We start from the raw sequence: 18,323 nt of genomic DNA, 5'->3' as shown, positions 1-18,323 counted from the left end.
TTTTCTATTTCAAAAATCAGCATGGAGAAATCTCATAATATTAAGTTTATCAGCTATTATGAGTTTTAACTTGGGCAGCTAGCATTGCACAGTGTTTCTCTTAAAACTTATTTCTTTCAACTTAATTAATTATCCAATCAGAATACTTAGTTTTATTCTATAAATTTAAATGAATTATAAAATAAAATGTTAGAATTTTTACTCAGCGGAGATGCTTTGATGGCATTGTTGACGCTTACTTTTTTAGAGATTATTCTGGGAATTGATAATATTCTTTTTATTTCAATCAGCGCGGGGAAATTACCTGATGGACAACGAAGAAAAGCGACGAATATAGGTTTACTCTTGGCATTGGTTCAACGTGTGGTTTTACTGTTTTTTGTTTCTTATTTAACCAAATTAAAAACTCCATTTTGGACAGTTGACACTTCTTGGATTTCCTTTGAATTGAATGTGCAGAGTCTGATTTTAATGCTCGGTGGATTGTTCTTACTTTATAAAAGCACAACCGAGATTATGGAGAAATTGGAAATAGATAAGGAAGAAAAATTAAAGAAAACAAAGCCAAAAACATTAAAAGATGTCCTTTTGCAAATTCTGGTTATCGATTTAGTTTTCTCAATTGATTCTATTTTAACAGCTGTTGGAATGACCAGCGGCTTGCACAGTAATTCAAACTACACTCTAGTGTTAATGATTGTTGCGGTAGTCATTTCCATCATTGTAATGATTGCTTTTGCCAATAAAATCAGAGAAGTGATTGAAAAACATCCAAGTATGCAGATTTTAGGTTTGGCTTTCTTAATTCTGATAGCTTTCTTATTAATTACCGAAGCAGCACATGTTTCTCACGCTATTGTTTTCAATAACGAAGTTGGAGTAATTCCAAAAGGATATTTATATTTCGCCATTGCCTTTTCATTAGGAGTGGAAATAATCAATATTCGTATGAAGAAATCAAAAACAAAGAAGTCGGAATTATCAAATAAAGAAGATTAATTCTTTAGAACACTTTGGTCATTTTATTATGACTGAGGTGTCTTTTTATCGTTCTATAATAAGTAAAGTAATGCAAACCTTGAATGCTATCGGCGCTATTTTGTTTATTTGTGGTTATACGCATCATTTATTATTTCCAGTTCCAAAGTAAATTCCTCAGTATCAAGTGCAACTAATGTCAAGGGAAAGTCATCTTTTCCCAACTTGTAAGTATTAATTGGGTGTACAATCGCACGTTTAGCTTTTTTAAATCTTTTTAATTGTCTGAAGTTGGTGAAATGATAAATATATACGCCAAAATCCATCCCTTCAAATTTGCATAATGGCTCAGATTTAAAACTAACTTCAAAACTCTTGTATTTATATGTCATCACAGTTAGACTGTCACACCAGAAATCTTGACTTTTAATATATCCAGCATCATGGTCAACTATTAAGCGATCATTCTCTTCGTAACTAATAGGAATCGGCAATAATTCAAGTTTTTCTCCATTATTGTTTTTAACAACAATTTTATACCCATTCATTATCATTTGGTCGCCTTTACCATTTTTAATGAAAGCAAATGTTAATGTGCTATCACAATTCATCTCTTGACCGAACAAGGTATATGATAAGCAAATAATGAGAAATGTAGCTATTGTTTTTGTCATTGCGTATAACTTAAAACTTATAAAAATACCCATTCACCCTTTTAATCGCTTTCAAAGTGGTAATTTCGTTTTCTTCCCAATACTTTCTTCCCCAATCCATTTTTGGGTGAAGCGCAATTTCATTGACAATAGCAGTAACATATCTGGCTTCAATTTCATCAATTTTTTTGTAAGGCAAACGCGTGAAATCTTGAATCGTTTTGTTGAAAATCATGCTGTAAAAAGTGGAGGCAATTAAGAAAGAACCCAATTCATTTTGATGATAATCGTCTTCTGCATACAATTCATATTTGGGGTATTGAGCGCGTGTCTTTTCCCAAACTTTTCCGACTGGGGCAACTGCAACTTTATATAATTCACCAAATCGATTATATTGTTTTTGAAGTCTTTCTTGCATTTCTTCGTACTCAATAGAGGTGAGTTCGTGCTCTATATAAATCCCATCTTTGTAACCCCAAGTCATAAATAACATGATTTTGGCATTCGGGTGGTGACGTCGGACACTATCAATAATTATTTTGCCAAATTTTAAAGTTTTTTCCTTTAATTGGTGTTCAGCGTACAAAGGTTCGTAGCTCAAAGCCTGCAACACAACATAATCCCAGGGTTCGGATTTAATCATCTCGTAAGTTTGCGGGTTTTTCGCGTGAAAAGCCCAGTCTTTCCCTCCAGTTGTTGCTTGAGCAGTAAACAAAGATTCGCCCTCCCGTTTGGCAATTTTCTCTAATTTCTTTGGCATCTGATGATTCATTGTGAAGCTATTTCCAATGAATAGAACATTTTTAGTTTGTCCAATTACAAGCATTGAAAAGACGAGAAATAAGAACAATACACAATGCTTCATTTGGAGTTTTTAAGGAATGAATTACGGAGTAAAAAAATCACATTAGCACAAATTTACTTAAGGATTAAAAATTCGTAGATACTGTCCGCCGCCATATTCAACAGCATATCCGCGCAATCCCCATTTTGTATCTCCTCCAATAATAGAGCCATCATATAAAGAAAACTGTGCGTTTGAGCAGGGATCATTCAGCACAAGAAAGTTATCTTCGTCAGGTACCAATCCTGTTTCACAATCAAAACTTCCTTCCGCGGGCGAATGTCTGTCAAATGCCACAAAATACTGCATGCTTTGTCGGTAAACAATTACTCCTTTCGATCCAATTCCAGAAACATAAGCCCAACCTCCAACTCCCTGTAAATCGGTGTAGGCGGGTAAATTCAAATTGACATTCACATCAAATGAGTAATAAGGAACAGGATGTTGCTTGTTTTTTGTACAGCCAAAAACTGTAATTATGAGGAACAAAAAGAATAAACTACGTAACTTCATGTGATTTTATAATTGTAAACAAATTTATAATATTTAGAACGTAATACCTTGCATCATTCGTATTTCATTGTATAACTATTTTATTTGTCGTTTTCTGAAGAGATCACTTTATAACATTGGCATGACAAACAAGTTCAAATATCCAGAATCATTACAAATCCATTTGCAGGAATTCCTCTTCTGTTTTAAAAGTCCAAAGAGGATGTTCTTTATGCAATTTCGATAAATAAATTTGTTCCGATTGTCCTGGGGTTGGAATTAAAATTCCTTTGTTTTTAGTTGCTATTAAATCCATCAAAGTCGAATACCCGGCACGACTAATCACGGTTTTGCTTTTCAACAATAAATTAATGAATTCTGTGTGACTAGGAGAGGGGATAGCCGTAATTATCGCTGAATTTAGACTTGTATCAAATATTTCTTCAGGAACAATAACCGCTGCTTTTTGATTGCTTTGGGTCATTTTCTTGATGAATAAATCGAGCAATTGTTTACTGTACGGAAGCGGACCACTGATTATTCCCAAGTATTCAAATTCTGCTTTTATTGAAGTGGAATTTTCTATTGCTGTTTTTTTAAAACGAGAACAAGTTCCAATAAAATGTTTGTTTTTTAACTTCCCATTACTGAGCTTTCCGCTATATTCCTGACTAATGTTATCAGGAATCCAAATTTCATTGAATGCAGAAAGTAGCTTTCGATTCCACATTTTTGCGAAAACATTCCACTTGGGAACTGGTAGATTGAGTTGATGGGAAATAATTATGCTTTTCACTTGCTTAGAAACGAAACCAAAGCGCTGATCTGAAATGATTAAATCTGGATTGAATTTTTCCACCAATTGCTTCATAATTCTATTTTCTTCTTGAAGAAATAAATGCAAGGAACTAAAGTTCTTAAGTATATCCAAAGTCCAATTCCCCTTTCCATTAAATTCAAAAGGATATCCTGCGTGCGGAACATACCAAATTTCGGGAAAATAATTTCTGTAGAATCGCTCCTGACTTTCATCACAACAAATAATTACTTCGTTTTCATTTGCTAAAAGCCATTGAATTATGGGCACAGTTCTGCTTACATGACCCAAACCCCAATTTAATGGACTCAACAAAATTCGTGAATGTTTTATAGATTTTATGACTGTTTGATGCACGTCAATTAGAAGTTTCTATTTTTGCACGACCAAGTTAGTAAATAATGGCAAAAAACAAACTTTTTAAATTCAGCGAGATTTCGAAAATGGACCACGTTTTAGAACCGTCGGTTCAAATGACGCTCAATAATGAAATTGATTATAAAGGAGAATGGAACTCACGATTCTTCAAAAATGACAATCCAATAATTTTAGAATTAGGCTGCGGAAAGGGGGAGTATGCCGTTGGACTGGCGCGTAAATATCCTAATGAAAATTTTGTGGCGGTGGACATAAAAGGAAATAGAATTTATATCGGAGCCAAAGAAGCGCAAGACGAGGGCTTGGAGAATATTTATTTTCTAAGAACGAAAATTGATTTCATAGATTACTATTTTGAAGAAAATGAAGTAGATGAAATTTGGTTAACTTTTTCTGATCCTCAGCCGAATAAACCAAATAAAAGGTTGACTTCGAAAACTTTTATTGATCGTTACAGAAAGATTTTAAAGCCTGGTGGAATTATTCATTTGAAAACTGATAGTGATTTATTGTTTGAATCTACAGAAGAACAAATCGCAGAACACAATTACAATTGTCTTTTTTCAACGTGGGATTTGTATGGAGATATGGACAAACTGCCTCAAGACAGTCAGGATATTTTGAAAATTAAAACCCATTACGAGGAATTATTTACAAAAAAAGGTGCTCAAATAAAATATTGTAAGTTTACGGTAAACTAAATTTTACTAATGAAGAATTTTGACACCGTAAGTGAACAAACCAAGGATTTTTTTCAACGGGTTTTTGAAATCACGAGATTAATTCCAGAAGGTCGAGTGACTTCTTACGGAAGTATTGCCAAAGCTTTGGGAACAGCAAAATCGAGTAGAATGGTGGGGTGGGCTATGAATGCCTCTCATCGTGAAAAAGACATTCCAGCGCACCGTGTAGTCAATCGAAATGGTGTGCTCACAGGAAAAGCTCATTTTAATCCACCAGAAATTATGCAAGAACGCTTGGAAAAAGAAGGCATTAAGGTGGTCGATGATAAGATTGTAGATTTTGAGAAGCTTTTTTGGGATCCACAGCAGGAACTGGGGGGGAGTGATTGAGTGTTCTTAGGGGGTGGTTTGTTTCCCGAGTATCTTCGCCGATTTCGCAGATCTTTTTGGGTGGTCGCTGGCGCTTCTTTGTTTCCCGCGGATTTTCGCAGATTTCGCAGATTTTTTTTGGGTGGTCGCTGGCGCTCCTTTGTTTTTCGCAGATTTCGCTGATCTTTTTGGATTATGTGAATGCTATCCCTAATGCCTTTTCTACGGAAATTTTCTTGCTTTTTCTGCGTAATTCTTCTTCTTTCTTCTTCTTCTCTCCGCGCATCTTTGCCCCTTTGCGAATCTTTGCGTAATTCTTCTTCTTTCTTCCTCTTCTCTCCGCGCATCTCTGTGAAACCCCTCCTTTATCTCCGTGTAAAAACCAGTGCCACCGGCGCTCTTTGTGAAACTCCGCTCCTCCGCGCATCACATTCGGCAAGCTTAGTGCAGCGCTTTGCGTAATTCTTTTTCTCCTTCTCTCCGCGCATCTTTGCTCCTCAGCGCATCTTAGCGTCATTTTCCCTCTTCCCTCCGCGCATCTCTGTGAAACCCCTCCTTTATCTCTGTGTAAAAACCAGTGCCACCGGCGCTCTTTGCGAAACTCCGCTCCTCCGCGCATCACATTCGGCAAGCTCAGTGCAGCGCTTTGCGTCACTCTTTTTCCTCCCAACCCTACTTTAAATAAAAAACATCCTTATTTTTGACCTATGGTATTTGTAACAGGCGGAACTGGATTATTGGGTAGTCATTTGTTGGTAGAATTATCTCAGCAACATGATGAAATCACGGCTATTTATAGAAATAAGTCTAAAATTAATACCGTTAAAAAGTGCTTTGAATACTATTTAAAGGAGAATGCTGAAGAGTATTTTAAGAAAGTAAATTGGGTGGAGTGTGATGTACTGGATATTCCCCGCTTGGAAGAGGTTATTCAAGGACACAAAATCATTTATCATTGTGCAGCAATCGTTTCCTTTAGCAAGCGCGATTTCAATCAAATGATGAGCATCAATCGCTTTGGAACGGCTAATATGGTGAATTTGGCCTTGGAATATGACGTTGATAAATTTTGCTTTGTGAGTTCAACCGCTGCTGTGGGAAATAAAGATATACCCGCAGAGATTGAGGTAGACGAAAACGGCAAGTGGATTTTAACGGATGAAACAAGCGGTTATTCAGTTACTAAATACAGTGCAGAGAAGGAAGTGTGGAGAGGAATTGAGGAAGGTTTAAACGCTGTCATTGTAAATCCTTCTGTGATTTTTGGACCAGGGGATTGGGAAGAAAGTTCAATGAAAATTTTTAAAACAATTAAGAAAGGATTGAAGTATTACTCTCCGGGAGCCAATTCTTTTGTTGATGCCCGAGACGTTGCAAAAATAATGGTGGTGTTAATGAATCGTGAAATATTCAATGAACGTTATTTGTGCATCGGTGTGAACACTACTTTTAAACATTTATTTGATTTAATAGCCAAAGAGTTAAAGCAGAAAGCACCCAATAAAAAAGTGAATCCTTTGCTAATGGGAATAACCTGGAGACTTTCTGTGTTGTGGGCAATCATTACATTTTCGAAGCCATTAATCACCAAATCGGCGGCTAGAAACGCTTTTAACACCATAAAATACAGTAATCGCAAAATAAAAGAAGAAATCGGATACGATTTTTATCCAATAGAGGATACCGTAAAGAATGCTGTTCGTGGAAGATTAAGATAATTCTTAAAGCCATGCGCTTTTGAAAATGAGATTTATAATTCATATTATTGTCTTTAAATATGCTGAAGACTTTTTCAAATATTAAAATAAAACGATTTGTTTTTCCAATGATGCTGCTTGCATTGGCTTGGGTGTTTTATAGGCATCCACATGTGAGTGAAATAGCGGCTGGAATTGCAATATTGTTGTTCGGTATGATTATGCTTGAGGACGGCTTTAATGCCTTTGTTCAAGGACCGATGGAAAGGTTACTCAAGAAAATGTCTCAAAGCGTTAGCCGTTCTTTCGGTTTTGGATTGATCACTACTGCCATTTTGCAATCTAGTGGCTTAATTAGTGTTGTGGCAATTTCGTTTTTGAGTGCGGGTTTAATTTCGCTCAAGTCAGGAATAGCAGTGGCTTTTGGTGCTAACTTAGGAACTACATCAACAGCTTGGCTGGTCTCTACCTTGGGTTTTAAGCTTGATATTTCATCTTTCGCTTTTCCCATTCTGGCTTTCGGAATCTTGTTTGTTTTACAAAAAAGCGCTGCCGTTAAAGGAGCTGGATTTGCAATGGCTGGATTAGGTTTTTTCTTCTTAGGAATTGACTTTATGCAGACGGGGTTTGAGACCTATCAAGATAAATTCGACTTGTCTAGCATAACCTACGACGGTTTATTGGGTGTGTTTGTTTTTGCATTTATTGGAATATTACTCACCATTGTTTTTCAGTCGGGTAGTGCTGTAATAGTGCTTGTATTAACCATGCTTCAAAGTGCTCAACTCGATTATTTTAATGCTTTGGCACTGGTGGTGGGTGCAAATATCGGTAATGTTGCAACCATGATTCTTGGTGCATTGAACGCCAATACGAATGGAAAAAGACTTGCAGGAGCGCAAGTGATTTTTAAAGTGACAGCAGGACTTGTGAGTTTACTTTTAATTTTCCAACTAGCAGATTTTGTTGATTTCGTTTCTAAACATGTTGGAGTTGATAAAGAGAACTACGCCATTAAACTTTCCTTTTTTCATACTTTATTCAACCTCATAGGTTGTATTTTAATGATGCCGATTTTGCATTATATAATTAAGTTTTTAAAGCGCCTAATTCCAGATAAAAGCGAGGACAATATGGAAATAGCAAAAGCTAAATTCCTAAACAAAAGTATACTTAAATATCCTCAAACTACCATTCGAGCCCTTCTGGATGAAAGTCGTTATTTGTTTGAAGAAACAACGTTAACTATTGTTGCAAAAGGTCTGTTTATTGACCCTAAAGCAATTAGAAGCGAGGAAAATATAGAGAATATTATAGCGGATGAAGACTCAGAATATGACATTGATGTAGAGGAAATGTACTACGCAAAAGTGAAAATTATTTATGGTAAAATTATCAAATACGCCACCCTTTCCGAAAGTGAATTTGCCTTAAATCCGAAAACTTTGTCTGCTTTTGCAAGGGTGAAAGATGCCAGCCGAAATCAAGTTTTGATTATTAAAAATATTCGCGGTTTACATAAGAATGTGAAGCTATACATGAATTCAGAGAATGAGTACATTGAAGAAGAGTATGAAAAGATTAGAAAATTTGTTGCGCATACTTTAAGACAAATTTATATTCTTCGAAAGAACCCCGAATCTGTTTCTACCATGATGATGATTGATGAAATAAGAGAAGCCGCTTCAACAAGGGACTTATTGCTAAGTGGTCGATTTGAATACCTCATAAGAGAGCATAAAATATCCAGTGTTATGGCTTCTTCCTTAGCCAATGATAGTTCGAATGTAAATGAAATTGTGCTCAAGTTAATTGAATCAGCAGAATTGCTTTACATTGAAAGAAACCACTTGTTGAAATTGGCGGAAGAAGGGTAGTTGTCGTGTTTAAACCCCAATATCTTCATTCCACAACTCTGGCTTTTCTGCAATAAATTGATCCATTAAATCCTTGCATCTTTGATCATCTAGAACGACAACTTCAACACCATTCTCTTGAAGATGTTTTTCTGCTCCAAGAAATGTTTTATGCTCACCAATCACAACTTTAGGAATTCCATAAAGCAAAATTGTTCCCGAACACATCGGACAAGGGGATAACGTAGTGTACAAAACACATTCTTTATATACCGAAGCAGGCAATCTTCCGGCATTTTCTAGAGCGTCCATTTCTCCATGTAAAATTACACTGCCTTTTTGCACTCTTTTGTTGTGACCTCGTCCTAGGATTTTACCATTGTGAACCAATACGGAACCAATAGGAATTCCACCTTCGGAAATTCCAATTTCTGCTTCTTTTACGGCTGCTAAGAAAAATTCATCCATCTTTTATTTATTTAATTTCTGCCAGACACGGTTAACTTTCATCAACAAAGGTAGTCCCTATTTTTAATTTTAGTAATTATCGGGTTGAAAAGCACTTCGTTGATTGTTAATCTTGTCCAAACTTTCTCTTTATGGCTCTTTCTACCCTTACGATTATTGTTATTATTCCAATTGTCATTAGTCCCATTCCGATTCCAGTAGCCAAATTTTCATTAGGATAAACGAATATACCCACGCTTCCAATCACCATTAAAATTAAACCAAGTTTAATGAATTCTTTGGCGGAATACTTTTGTGCAAAAATCCACCTTTCATCGCTTTTCATGGAGCTACTTGTTCTGTAACCATATAGGCTATTAATGTTTTTTGGAGGAAACTTTAACATGAATACTCCAACTAAAACGAATATCGCTCCAGTTAAAGTTGGAATCATGAATAAAGGATTGTCAAAAAACATTATTCAAAGTGTTCATTTATGAATCAATTAATAGAAACTAAATTAAACAAAAAAGCTTACACAGACAGCCTTGTTTGATGTTTAAATTGAACAGAGCTTAGCCAAGCAAATTCAGCTGAAAGGTTTAATTATTCGCTTTCTTTTTCTTAAACTTTTTGTTTCTAAAGTAAGCCAAGATACTCACCAAAATAACAACTACGACCAGTACATAGATGAATTTAGGAACAGGAATGGGGTCTCCGGCTGCATAACTGTGAAGTCCTGATAGATAGTAATTTACTCCGTAGGAAGTCATGATGATAGAACTGAAGGCGAAAACGCTCGTCATATTTAATGTGTAGCGATTGTTTAAGGCTGGAACAAAACGCAGGTGCAAAACAATTGCATAAACAATAATAGAAATTAATGCCCATGTTTCTTTTGGATCCCATGCCCAATAACGCCCCCAAGATTCATTGGCCCAAACGCCGCCAAGGAAAGTTCCTACGGCCAAAACAAAGAGTCCGATAGTCATTGCGCTTTCGTTGATATAGCTCAACTCTTGAATGCGTATGTCTATTGCTTTTTTTGTTTTCTCGGTTTTGATAATCATTAGAATTAACACCATAAAGCCTAAAACAGCTGATAAAGCTAAAGGGGCGTAACTACTCACAATTGTGGCCACATGAACTTTTAGCCAAAAAGAAGATTTTAGAACAGGCATTAAATTCGTGATTTCAGGATTTAACCAATCTAAATAACTCACAAATAATAATGAGCCTGCAAATAAAGTAGCCAAAGGCAAAGCAAAGTCAGATTTTCTGAATGTCAATAATCCGCAGAGCATTAAAACCCACGCTACAAAAATCATCATTTCATAGCCGTTACTCCAAGGTGGATGTCCAGCAATATACCATCTTAGAAGTATATTTCCTGTAAATACTAAGAAACTAATTAAGGAAGCAATTACCAATAAGTTCCACAGGGCTTCAATTAGCTTGTTTTGTAAAAAAATCTTTACCAAAGCGAGGGCCAGCATTAAGAAACCAATGATGAAAAAGACGATAAATAACCAGAAATTCAGGTTCATCTGATTGTACCACAATTCGGCTTCTATTTTTTCATCGCTCGGAATAATTTCTGCTCCCAAGGTGCTTTGGAAAGTATTGATGTAAGATAATTTATCTGTTGCTTCTTTCCATTGTCCTGTCGCTACATCACTAAAGTAAGCCTTAGAAATAGATTTTACAAATTGGCCGTCTTCTTCTGGAAAATCGTTGAAATGGTGATTGTGACTAAACCAGGTGTCGTTTTCATCTAAGCTATTGGGGAAAATACGCAAGTAGTTCCCAGAAAAAATGTTGTATAATATGTTGAATCTTTCATCGACATTTAAAATCTCCTTGTCAAATTCATTGCGTTCTGCAGGCTTTTTAGCGTTTGCTTCTTCTACTTTTTTGGTAAAAACATATTCACCTTCTGGATTAATTAAGTGGTCAAATGAAATAAATCCATCATCTGTAATTTTAAGGGGTTTAAAGAAGTTTCCTCCTTTTAATGGATTTATCTTAATTACAGGGATTTGTTGCCAAGCTCCCGGAGAGACGTGCATTGCGAGAAAGGCCTGGTTTGCGTTTAAGCTAATTTTCTTTCCGTCTTTAATTATGGTGAAAGTGGTTTTACCGTGAATTTTTCTAAGAAATTCTGAGGCCAAAGTATTGATGGGTTTTATTCTTCCATCTAAATCTTGAACTAAAATTCTACCAAATAATTCGGCATGTTGCGGTTCTATTTTCTGACGACTCACTAAATCCATGATTGGAAGAGTATCTTGATTCATTTGCGCATGAATTGAAGAACCAAAAGTAGTCACTAGTAGTAGAGCAATTATTGTGGTTTTAGCCTTTAACTGCTTGAGTTTTTTATTGATTACTGTAAAACGTGATTCTTTCCCAAACAAGGTGAAAAACATGCCCACCATCATTAGGAAATAGCCAATATAAGTTACTGTGGTTCCCAATACATCACGGTTAACGGCTAAAACAGTTCCTTTTTCGTCGGTGTCGTAGCTGGCTTGGTAAAACCTAAAACCGCCATAGTCTAATACGTTATTCATGAATATGCGGGAAGGGATTTCTTGGTCTCCATCTAAAACGGTAACCTCACTGGCATAAGAAGAAGGACTTTCGGAGCCAGGATATCTTTCCATTTGAAACTCGTTGAGCTGAACATAGAATGGTATTTCAATCTGCTTTGCGCCATAGGATAGACTTACATTAATATCGCCAAAGTTAATTTCATGTGTTGTGGGAAGAAAACCCTTGCGATAAAGTAGCATGATTTCCTCTGTTTGATCATTGATTTTAACGTTAAGGACAACTGCATCATCCTTTGTGGGGTCGTTGTCTTGAGGTTTTTCAGCAGAACTGACTAGATCAATTTTTCCTGACTCATGGTAGGATAGGGGGACAAAAGAAAAATCACCTGAGCGGTATAAGGTTCTTAAAGTAATCGGTTGCAAAGTGTCTTGTTTAATTACACCTGCTTTTTGATCGGCCATGATGAAGAAATCTACAGGAAAAGGAGTAAACATTTTAAATGCTCCATTTTCTTCAATTAAGTTAATGACATCGTCTCCTTCAGCTTCAAATCCTACTTTGTGTTTATGTAATCCAATTTCCTCAATTTCGCCTTTTTCCAAAAATACTGTTTCTCTTCCATTACCTGAAGTAACGACCAGTTGAAGCATAGGAACACCATTCTCCTCATCGTTAACTATTTCTGGAATAGCATCTGCAACGAATTGTTGATGACTGATTTCTATGTCTACTCCCTCAAGGTCCGAGGAAATAGAAAAATCGTTATTGGCCAAGGGTGAAAACTCTATTTTCTTTTCTAAATGACGTGTTTTGCTAGCATTGGAAATGTGTGCTTGCAAGTAATTTTGGTCTGAAATAATCATATTGGATTTTGCTCCTTCGCGTATCCTCATGATTCCAGCTTCCGAGGAATAGCGGGTGATTCCAGCACCAATTAGTATGATAATAAAGGAAAGGTGGAAGAGTAAAATGGCCCATTTCTCTTTGCGCCACAATTTATATTTGAAGGTGTTGGCAAAAAAGGAAAGTGCTAAACCAAGCATTACTAATTCAAACCACTTGGCGTCATAAATCTGTATCCATGCAGCGTCCGTTCCAAAATCATTTTCCACAAATGTGGCCACTGCCATTGCTACAGCAAAAGTGAGCAATAAAACTAGGGCAAGAATAGGTGAGGAGAAAATACGGTATAAAATCTTCATCTGTAATTTTTTAAAGAAAAGCTTGTAGAATAGTAGGGTGCACTTTGCTGGTTTCTGGGGGATATTGGAGATAGTGAAAAAGCTATAAATAGGAATTCGATTTTTATCCTTAGACAAAAATCGAATTCCTCACTATTTATATTTTACTTTTGACTTACCTTCTTAGTTTCCATTTTGGCTTCGCGTTGTCTTGCTTCTTCTAACCATTTTGGAAGTTGATTTGTTTTAAATCTTTCCTTGTCGCTTTTTAACTTCTTCATGTCTAAACCGATATATTCCTGCGCTTTTTCTTTTGTAGAAATATCCGGCATTGTTACTGGTTCGTTGTGACCTAAGGAAGCCAAAACTCTTGCAAGTTTTACTCTAGCTTCTGAAGCAATAGCCATTCCACTTCCCATTATTCTACCAATTTCTACAGGTGCGTGGAAAGAAGCTCCGTGAGAGGCTGCAGTGAAATCCCAACGCCACTGTGCATGTCGAATATCCATGAGAATATCTTTCATTTGCTCCTCAGTAGCTCCAAGCTCCCATGCTTTTCCTGCTTCAATGTGTGCTTTCACCAAAAGACCTTCCAGTTTTAATCTGTTTTCTTGCGCTTTTCTTTGTCTGCTGTATACGTTTTCAATAAGTTTACGCTCATCTTCACGGTGACAAACTTGACATGAATTGGCAACATTGTTTAAAGGAGATTGTAAATGGTGGTCTGTAAATTTCTGTCCACCTTCACTTTTATAAGGCATGTGGCAATCTGCACAAGAAACCCCTCTGTCTGCGTGGACACCTGTCATGAATGTTTCATACCCTGGGTGCTGTGCTTTTAGCATTGGCGCTCGACTAATTTGATGTGTCCAATCCGAAAAACCGATGTCATCATAATACTTCTCCATGTCTTCAACCGAAGTTCCGTTTTTCCATGGGAAAGTCAGATAGGGTGTGCCTTCATGTCCGGCTTTTGTTTTGTCGAAATAATATTCAACGTGACACTGCGCACAAACTAAAGATCGCATTTCTTGATGGGTGGATTGATTAATATCCTTCCCCATAGCATCGAAAGCCTCAACCAGCGCTGGTCTTGTGATACGTAGTTTCATGTTGTTTGGATCGTGACAATCTGCACAACCAATTGGGTTTACGACTTCAGAAACATTTTCTGCCCAAGTTCCAGCATAGAATTCACCAACTCCTTTTTCATCCATTAAACGCGGAACATCAGGTCCTTTACATGTCCAACATGTTGCTGGCATTGGTCCGTCCTCTTTAGTTTCAGGAGCACCAGTTCTTAAAGAATTGTGAACATCTTCAATCGCATATGCGTGACCTCTACCTTGATTGTAACTTTTTGAGAAACCATAACCGGCCCATAAAACCACAAAGTTAGGATCCTCCTCTAGCATGTCAATTGTGGAAGAACCACCTTGAAAACTAGTAAAACTTGTGTCTAAAGTTTGTAGTGAAGATTGATATTCTTTAGGGAAGTTTTTTCCCCATTCTGCATTTCTTGGCTCATTTTCAGCGATATCAACCTGAGGAACGTACATGTACTTGGCCTCGCTCTTTCTGTTGATTACGCTGGATGCTAATAATCCCAGTCCAAAGACCACAATTATTGTTACGACGAAAAGAATTTTATTTTTCATTTCTGTTGTTTTAATTATTTGTTTCCATTTCTTTTTTCAACCATTTGGGTATCACCATTTCCTCTTGATCTGTTGGTTTTGGTGCAATGTTGTGTCTGATTGATGACATACCATGTATTGTACCGTGAGGAACTTCTTTATGACAGTCCCAGCATTGTCTGTCTGTTCTGTTCGTTTGGTGATCTTCTATAAAACCATCATATTTTGTTTGTGTTACTTGCTGAACGTGACAACGAATACAGTTGTTTTGCACTACCTCTATCGAAGCGGGTTGCATAAAAATAACATCAGGTTCTGCTCTCGCGGTGAACACAGAAGCGTGGTACAAACCATCTTTTGCTTTAAAATAATAGGAGTTGAAAATATTGTCTTGAGGAACGTGACAGTCATTACATGAAGCCCATTCACGGTGTGAACTGTGATTCCAACTGTTGTACATTGGTGTCATGTTGTGACAGTTTACACAGGCTTGAGGATTGTCTGATAAATAGGAAACTACTTCTGCTTCTCTCATCAAAAAGAAACCAAGTCCGAGGACACATGCTATTGCAAACACTGCAAATGATCGCCATCCAGATCCCTTTTTCGGTAATATTTTATCAAAGATTTTCACTGTTCTCGTCTTGTGTTTATCAAATATACATAATTGTTTAGTTTAAAATAGTGAAAGTGACCTTTGTCACTTTCAGGCGAACTTTAGAAAAAAGGATTAAAGAGTTTTTTGAAGATTGTATTTTTTGTAAATGATTGGTAATAAAGTGTTTTGGCTGTGTTGTTGTGGTTTTTTGCTCTTATCTTTAATCGTTATAAATTAAAGAACCTAGATTTTAAATGGATATTGCGTCATTGAATTCTGCTTCAAAAATCAGTAAAACATTTTCTTCACAGATCAAAAGTTGTACTTTAATTAGCTCAGTTTGGTGTCAAACAAAAAATGCCAGTAAAATTAATTACTGACATTTTTAATGTTAAAATTTAAATGCCTATCCGATACTTTACCCGTAAATACATCTAATCAATGATGTGATTAAGCGGTGAACCGACAAGATCCTTCGCAAATTTCTATTTTCAACAAATTGAAAAAGAAATTTTCTTCAGGATGACATTAGGCTAGGGGCATATCTCAAAGTAGAGGAAAAAACAAAAGCGCGAGAGCGCTTTTGTTTTTTCCTCTACTTTGCCCCACCAATCCCCAAAACTGTCATCCTGACCATTGTTGAAAATTATGATTTTCAACAATGGAAGGATTTTGTCAAATTTAAGAGAAAACCGTTTTCTATTGTAATTTATTAAACTGCTGGTAAAGTTCCCGATAAGCATTAAAATTTATTTTATCTGAAATCTACTTTCTCAAGGCTTCTATAATTGGAGTTTCACCAGAAATAATTTCAAATGTTTGGTTGTGTCTTACATCGTCTTCCAAAGAGTCTACCAGAGTTTTAGCAACATCTGATCTTGAAATTTCGCCATGTTTTCCCAGTTTTTCTTGAAGTTCAATTTTATCCGTTCCATTTTTGTCGGTTAATGCTCCGGGTCTTACAATGCTGTAGTTTAATCCGCTGGATCTTAAGTGTTCGTCGGCATTGTGCTTCGCCTTTAAATAGTCTTCCAATTCGGGCATTACAGAAGGGTTGTCTGCTCCCATTGAGCTCAACATTACAAATTTCTTGGCTCCTGCGTTCTTCACGACGTCTGTGAAATGTTTTGCTCCTTCTTGGTCTACTGCTTTCACGTTTTTTCCTCCCGATCCTGCTGCAAATATTGCTTTATCAACATTTTTAATGGTGTTGGATAAATCGCTTTCTAAATCTCCTAAAATTGTGGAAACATTATATTGCTCAAAACTTTTTTGTTGGTCTGGTCTTCTCACCAATGCAACTGGCTCGTACTTATCTGAGTTTTTTAAAAGTTCTACAACTATTCTTCCTGTTGTTCCATTTGCTCCTGCTACTAATACGCTTTGTTTTTTGTCTGACATTGTTTGTTGTTTTTAATGTGTGTGAATAAATGATTTGTTTAAATGAACATTAAACAGATTCCGCCATTTCTTCATGTTTTCCCTCTGCAATTTCTTCTACTATTTTAGCACAAAAGGCTGGTAAATCATTTGGATTTCTGGATGTGGTTAAACCTTCGTCTACTACAACTTCTTCGTCTACCCAATTTGCACCGGCATTAATCATGTCTGTTTTGATACTTGAATAGGAAGTGATTTTTCGCCCTTCTAAAATTCCCGCTTCTGCAAGTAACCATGGTCCGTGGCAAATCGCTGAAATGGGCTTTTTGTGTTCTGCAAAACCTCTCACAAAGTCAACTGCCTTTGAATTGTTTCTTAATAAGTCGGGGTTAATTACACCTCCTGGCAATATTAATCCGTTATAATCTGAAACAGAAACCTCGTTTACTGTTTTATCCACATCGTATTCTTGTCCCCAGTTTCCATCCGTCCAAGATTTAATTTTCCCTTTCTCCAAACTCACAACATGTGCTGTTGCTCCCGCTTTTTCTACTGCTTTCTTTGGCTCTGTGAATTCTGATTGTTCAAATCCATCAGTTACTAAAATTGCTACTGTTTTGTTCTTTAAATTTTCCATTGTAATTTTTCTTTTTAGAGTTTGTAATTTTCGTTTGAGCCCAAAGTAGGAATAACGAGAAGTTCATTTTCTAAAAATAAATCAAGAGATGTGAAAGAATGTTAGAGAGTAAGATGGATTCGTCTGGGTTTTCTCAGCAGTTGTTGAGGGAAGTTCCTCGAATTTGTAAGTAGCAATGTTGCGCTGTTGGCCGTTCTTGTAATAAGATGGAGAGAAATAACTAGGTTTGAACAAGCTCCATCAGGGATAGTAAAAAAAACACCTTTCACTTTTTCAAAAAAAATGGAGTCACGTTTTCATCAAAGTGGGCCGATTAAACTATTCTGCGTAATTACTCTTTGGTTTTTTTAATCTTCGTAGCATCTCTTCGGCTTCAATTTTACCAATCAACTCCAATTCTGTGCGCGCAATTACTACGCCCAATTTAACTTTTTGTTTAATGTAATAGGTTTTGCCTGCTACCGGTTTTATTGTTAAAATATCACTGTTTTCGGCTACACTGATTATTCTAAATTCTCCTATGGATGCGTCAACATCCCAAGATAAATAGCTATTTGGACCTAATTTCCCAATTATTTTATCATCTTGATAAATATTCATTTTAATTGCAGAACCGAAGCTTGAAGGCCTAAGAACATATATTTGAGCCTTCGTTTCCGAGTTCGACTGAGCTCCAGCGAATTTTACATATTGCTTTGTAGAAGCACAACTGGTAAGTAATAATAGTAAGCTTGTAAAGAAGATTAGTTTTTTCACGTTTCTTATGTTTAGTTAAAAGCAGTCACAATAAATTGTTGTTTCAAGTGTTTGTTTTTAGGTTTAATGATGGATGTAAGGCCAATTGTTTTTGAAAATCATCAATCAAATTTCCCCATAAATTTAATGAATTTTCGTACACTACATGACAAAAATATAACTAATTAAAAATCAGTAAAATAAGCATGGAAATACTTGTTTAAAAGACTGATATTCAGTATCTTAGATGAATAACTTCACTCATTTATCTATGAAAAAGAATACCAGTCCTGAGAGTAAAACTAATCAATTATCTAGTCTTTTAAAAGAGCAAGTTGAAAATAATGGTGCTAAACTCAACAAAGCGAGGCTAAAACTTATGTCA

Annotated in this window: 18 protein-coding genes; 5 read left to right on the top strand and 13 right to left on the bottom strand. The window is 36.2% G+C overall.

The annotated features are described in order from the left end of the window. Window positions 1-186 precede the first annotated feature (186 nt). A complete protein-coding gene (locus tag DIT68_RS12515) occupies window positions 187-999 on the top strand; it encodes a TerC family protein (RefSeq protein ID WP_109360154.1) in 813 nt (270 codons plus the stop codon). Window positions 1,000-1,103: 104 nt separating this feature from the next. Here DIT68_RS12515 and DIT68_RS12510 read toward each other — a convergent pair whose 3' ends face one another. The 4 genes from DIT68_RS12510 to DIT68_RS12495 all read right to left on the bottom strand — a co-directional run bounded on the left by DIT68_RS12510 (window position 1,104) and on the right by DIT68_RS12495 (window position 4,096). Further along, the gene (locus tag DIT68_RS12510) at window positions 1,104-1,652 is read right to left on the bottom strand and encodes a hypothetical protein (protein WP_146194212.1); all 549 of its coding nucleotides are present in this window, start codon (window positions 1,650-1,652) and stop codon (window positions 1,104-1,106) included. 10 nt (window positions 1,653-1,662) lie between these two features. After that, entirely contained in the window at window positions 1,663-2,496 is an 834-nt protein-coding gene (locus DIT68_RS12505; RefSeq protein ID WP_109360152.1) for a DUF4886 domain-containing protein, read from the bottom strand. Between the two features lie 57 nt (window positions 2,497-2,553). Then, the gene (locus DIT68_RS12500) at window positions 2,554-2,988 is read right to left on the bottom strand and encodes a nitrite reductase (NAD(P)H) small subunit (RefSeq protein WP_109360151.1); all 435 of its coding nucleotides are present in this window, start codon (window positions 2,986-2,988) and stop codon (window positions 2,554-2,556) included. 151 nt (window positions 2,989-3,139) lie between these two features. Then, complete coding sequence (locus DIT68_RS12495) at window positions 3,140-4,096, bottom strand: glycosyltransferase (protein WP_146194211.1); 957 nt, start codon at window positions 4,094-4,096, stop codon at window positions 3,140-3,142. Between the two features lie 89 nt (window positions 4,097-4,185). On the opposite strand from DIT68_RS12495, the gene trmB reads away from it, so the two are divergent. Then, window positions 4,186-4,863: a tRNA (guanosine(46)-N7)-methyltransferase TrmB gene (trmB, locus tag DIT68_RS12490; RefSeq protein ID WP_109360149.1), complete on the top strand. Its 678-nt coding sequence runs from the start codon at window positions 4,186-4,188 to the stop codon at window positions 4,861-4,863. A 9-nt stretch (window positions 4,864-4,872) separates the two neighbouring features. Then, window positions 4,873-5,235: an MGMT family protein gene (locus tag DIT68_RS12485; protein WP_109360148.1), complete on the top strand. Its 363-nt coding sequence runs from the start codon at window positions 4,873-4,875 to the stop codon at window positions 5,233-5,235. A 172-nt stretch (window positions 5,236-5,407) separates the two neighbouring features. Here the strand turns inward: DIT68_RS12485 and DIT68_RS12480 are convergent, their stop codons facing one another. Continuing rightward, window positions 5,408-5,869 (bottom strand): hypothetical protein, encoded by a 462-nt coding sequence (locus tag DIT68_RS12480; protein ID WP_146194210.1) that lies wholly within the window; start codon window positions 5,867-5,869, stop codon window positions 5,408-5,410. 52 nt (window positions 5,870-5,921) lie between these two features. Here DIT68_RS12480 and DIT68_RS12475 point away from each other — a divergent pair, with 52 nt between their 5' ends. After that, window positions 5,922-6,932 carry an NAD-dependent epimerase/dehydratase family protein gene (locus DIT68_RS12475; protein ID WP_109360146.1) on the top strand — a complete coding sequence of 337 codons (1,011 nt, stop codon included), beginning with the start codon at window positions 5,922-5,924 and terminating at the stop codon, window positions 6,930-6,932. A gap of 59 nt (window positions 6,933-6,991) precedes the next feature. Further along, a complete protein-coding gene (locus tag DIT68_RS12470) occupies window positions 6,992-8,788 on the top strand; it encodes a Na/Pi cotransporter family protein (protein WP_199223421.1) in 1,797 nt (598 codons plus the stop codon). 9 nt (window positions 8,789-8,797) lie between these two features. Here the strand turns inward: DIT68_RS12470 and DIT68_RS12465 are convergent, their stop codons facing one another. The 8 genes from DIT68_RS12465 to DIT68_RS12430 form a co-directional block, all read right to left on the bottom strand. Then, a complete protein-coding gene (locus DIT68_RS12465) occupies window positions 8,798-9,235 on the bottom strand; it encodes a nucleoside deaminase (RefSeq protein ID WP_109360145.1) in 438 nt (145 codons plus the stop codon). A gap of 106 nt (window positions 9,236-9,341) precedes the next feature. Then, complete coding sequence (locus tag DIT68_RS12460) at window positions 9,342-9,668, bottom strand: SdpI family protein (RefSeq protein WP_233244193.1); 327 nt, start codon at window positions 9,666-9,668, stop codon at window positions 9,342-9,344. A 148-nt stretch (window positions 9,669-9,816) separates the two neighbouring features. Beyond that, a complete protein-coding gene (ccsA, locus tag DIT68_RS12455) occupies window positions 9,817-12,972 on the bottom strand; it encodes a cytochrome c biogenesis protein (RefSeq protein ID WP_233244192.1) in 3,156 nt (1,051 codons plus the stop codon). A gap of 143 nt (window positions 12,973-13,115) precedes the next feature. Next, window positions 13,116-14,609 carry an ammonia-forming cytochrome c nitrite reductase gene (nrfA, locus tag DIT68_RS12450; protein WP_109360143.1) on the bottom strand — a complete coding sequence of 498 codons (1,494 nt, stop codon included), beginning with the start codon at window positions 14,607-14,609 and terminating at the stop codon, window positions 13,116-13,118. Between the two features lie 10 nt (window positions 14,610-14,619). Beyond that, window positions 14,620-15,222, bottom strand: a complete 603-nt coding sequence (gene nrfH, locus DIT68_RS12445; protein WP_109360142.1) for a cytochrome c nitrite reductase small subunit — start codon at window positions 15,220-15,222, stop codon at window positions 14,620-14,622. Between the two features lie 729 nt (window positions 15,223-15,951). Beyond that, entirely contained in the window at window positions 15,952-16,587 is a 636-nt protein-coding gene (locus DIT68_RS12440; protein ID WP_109360141.1) for an SDR family oxidoreductase, read from the bottom strand. A gap of 49 nt (window positions 16,588-16,636) precedes the next feature. After that, window positions 16,637-17,203 carry a type 1 glutamine amidotransferase domain-containing protein gene (locus DIT68_RS12435; RefSeq protein ID WP_109360140.1) on the bottom strand — a complete coding sequence of 189 codons (567 nt, stop codon included), beginning with the start codon at window positions 17,201-17,203 and terminating at the stop codon, window positions 16,637-16,639. A 318-nt stretch (window positions 17,204-17,521) separates the two neighbouring features. Further along, complete coding sequence (locus DIT68_RS12430) at window positions 17,522-17,959, bottom strand: DUF2846 domain-containing protein (RefSeq protein ID WP_158276185.1); 438 nt, start codon at window positions 17,957-17,959, stop codon at window positions 17,522-17,524. Between the last annotated feature and the right edge of the window lie 364 nt (window positions 17,960-18,323).

Origin of the sequence: Brumimicrobium oceani (assembly GCF_003143775.1) — a bacterium.
In the GTDB taxonomy this organism is placed as follows: domain Bacteria; phylum Bacteroidota; class Bacteroidia; order Flavobacteriales_D; family Crocinitomicaceae; genus Brumimicrobium; species Brumimicrobium oceani.
This window is presented reverse-complemented; position numbering and strand designations above follow the sequence as displayed.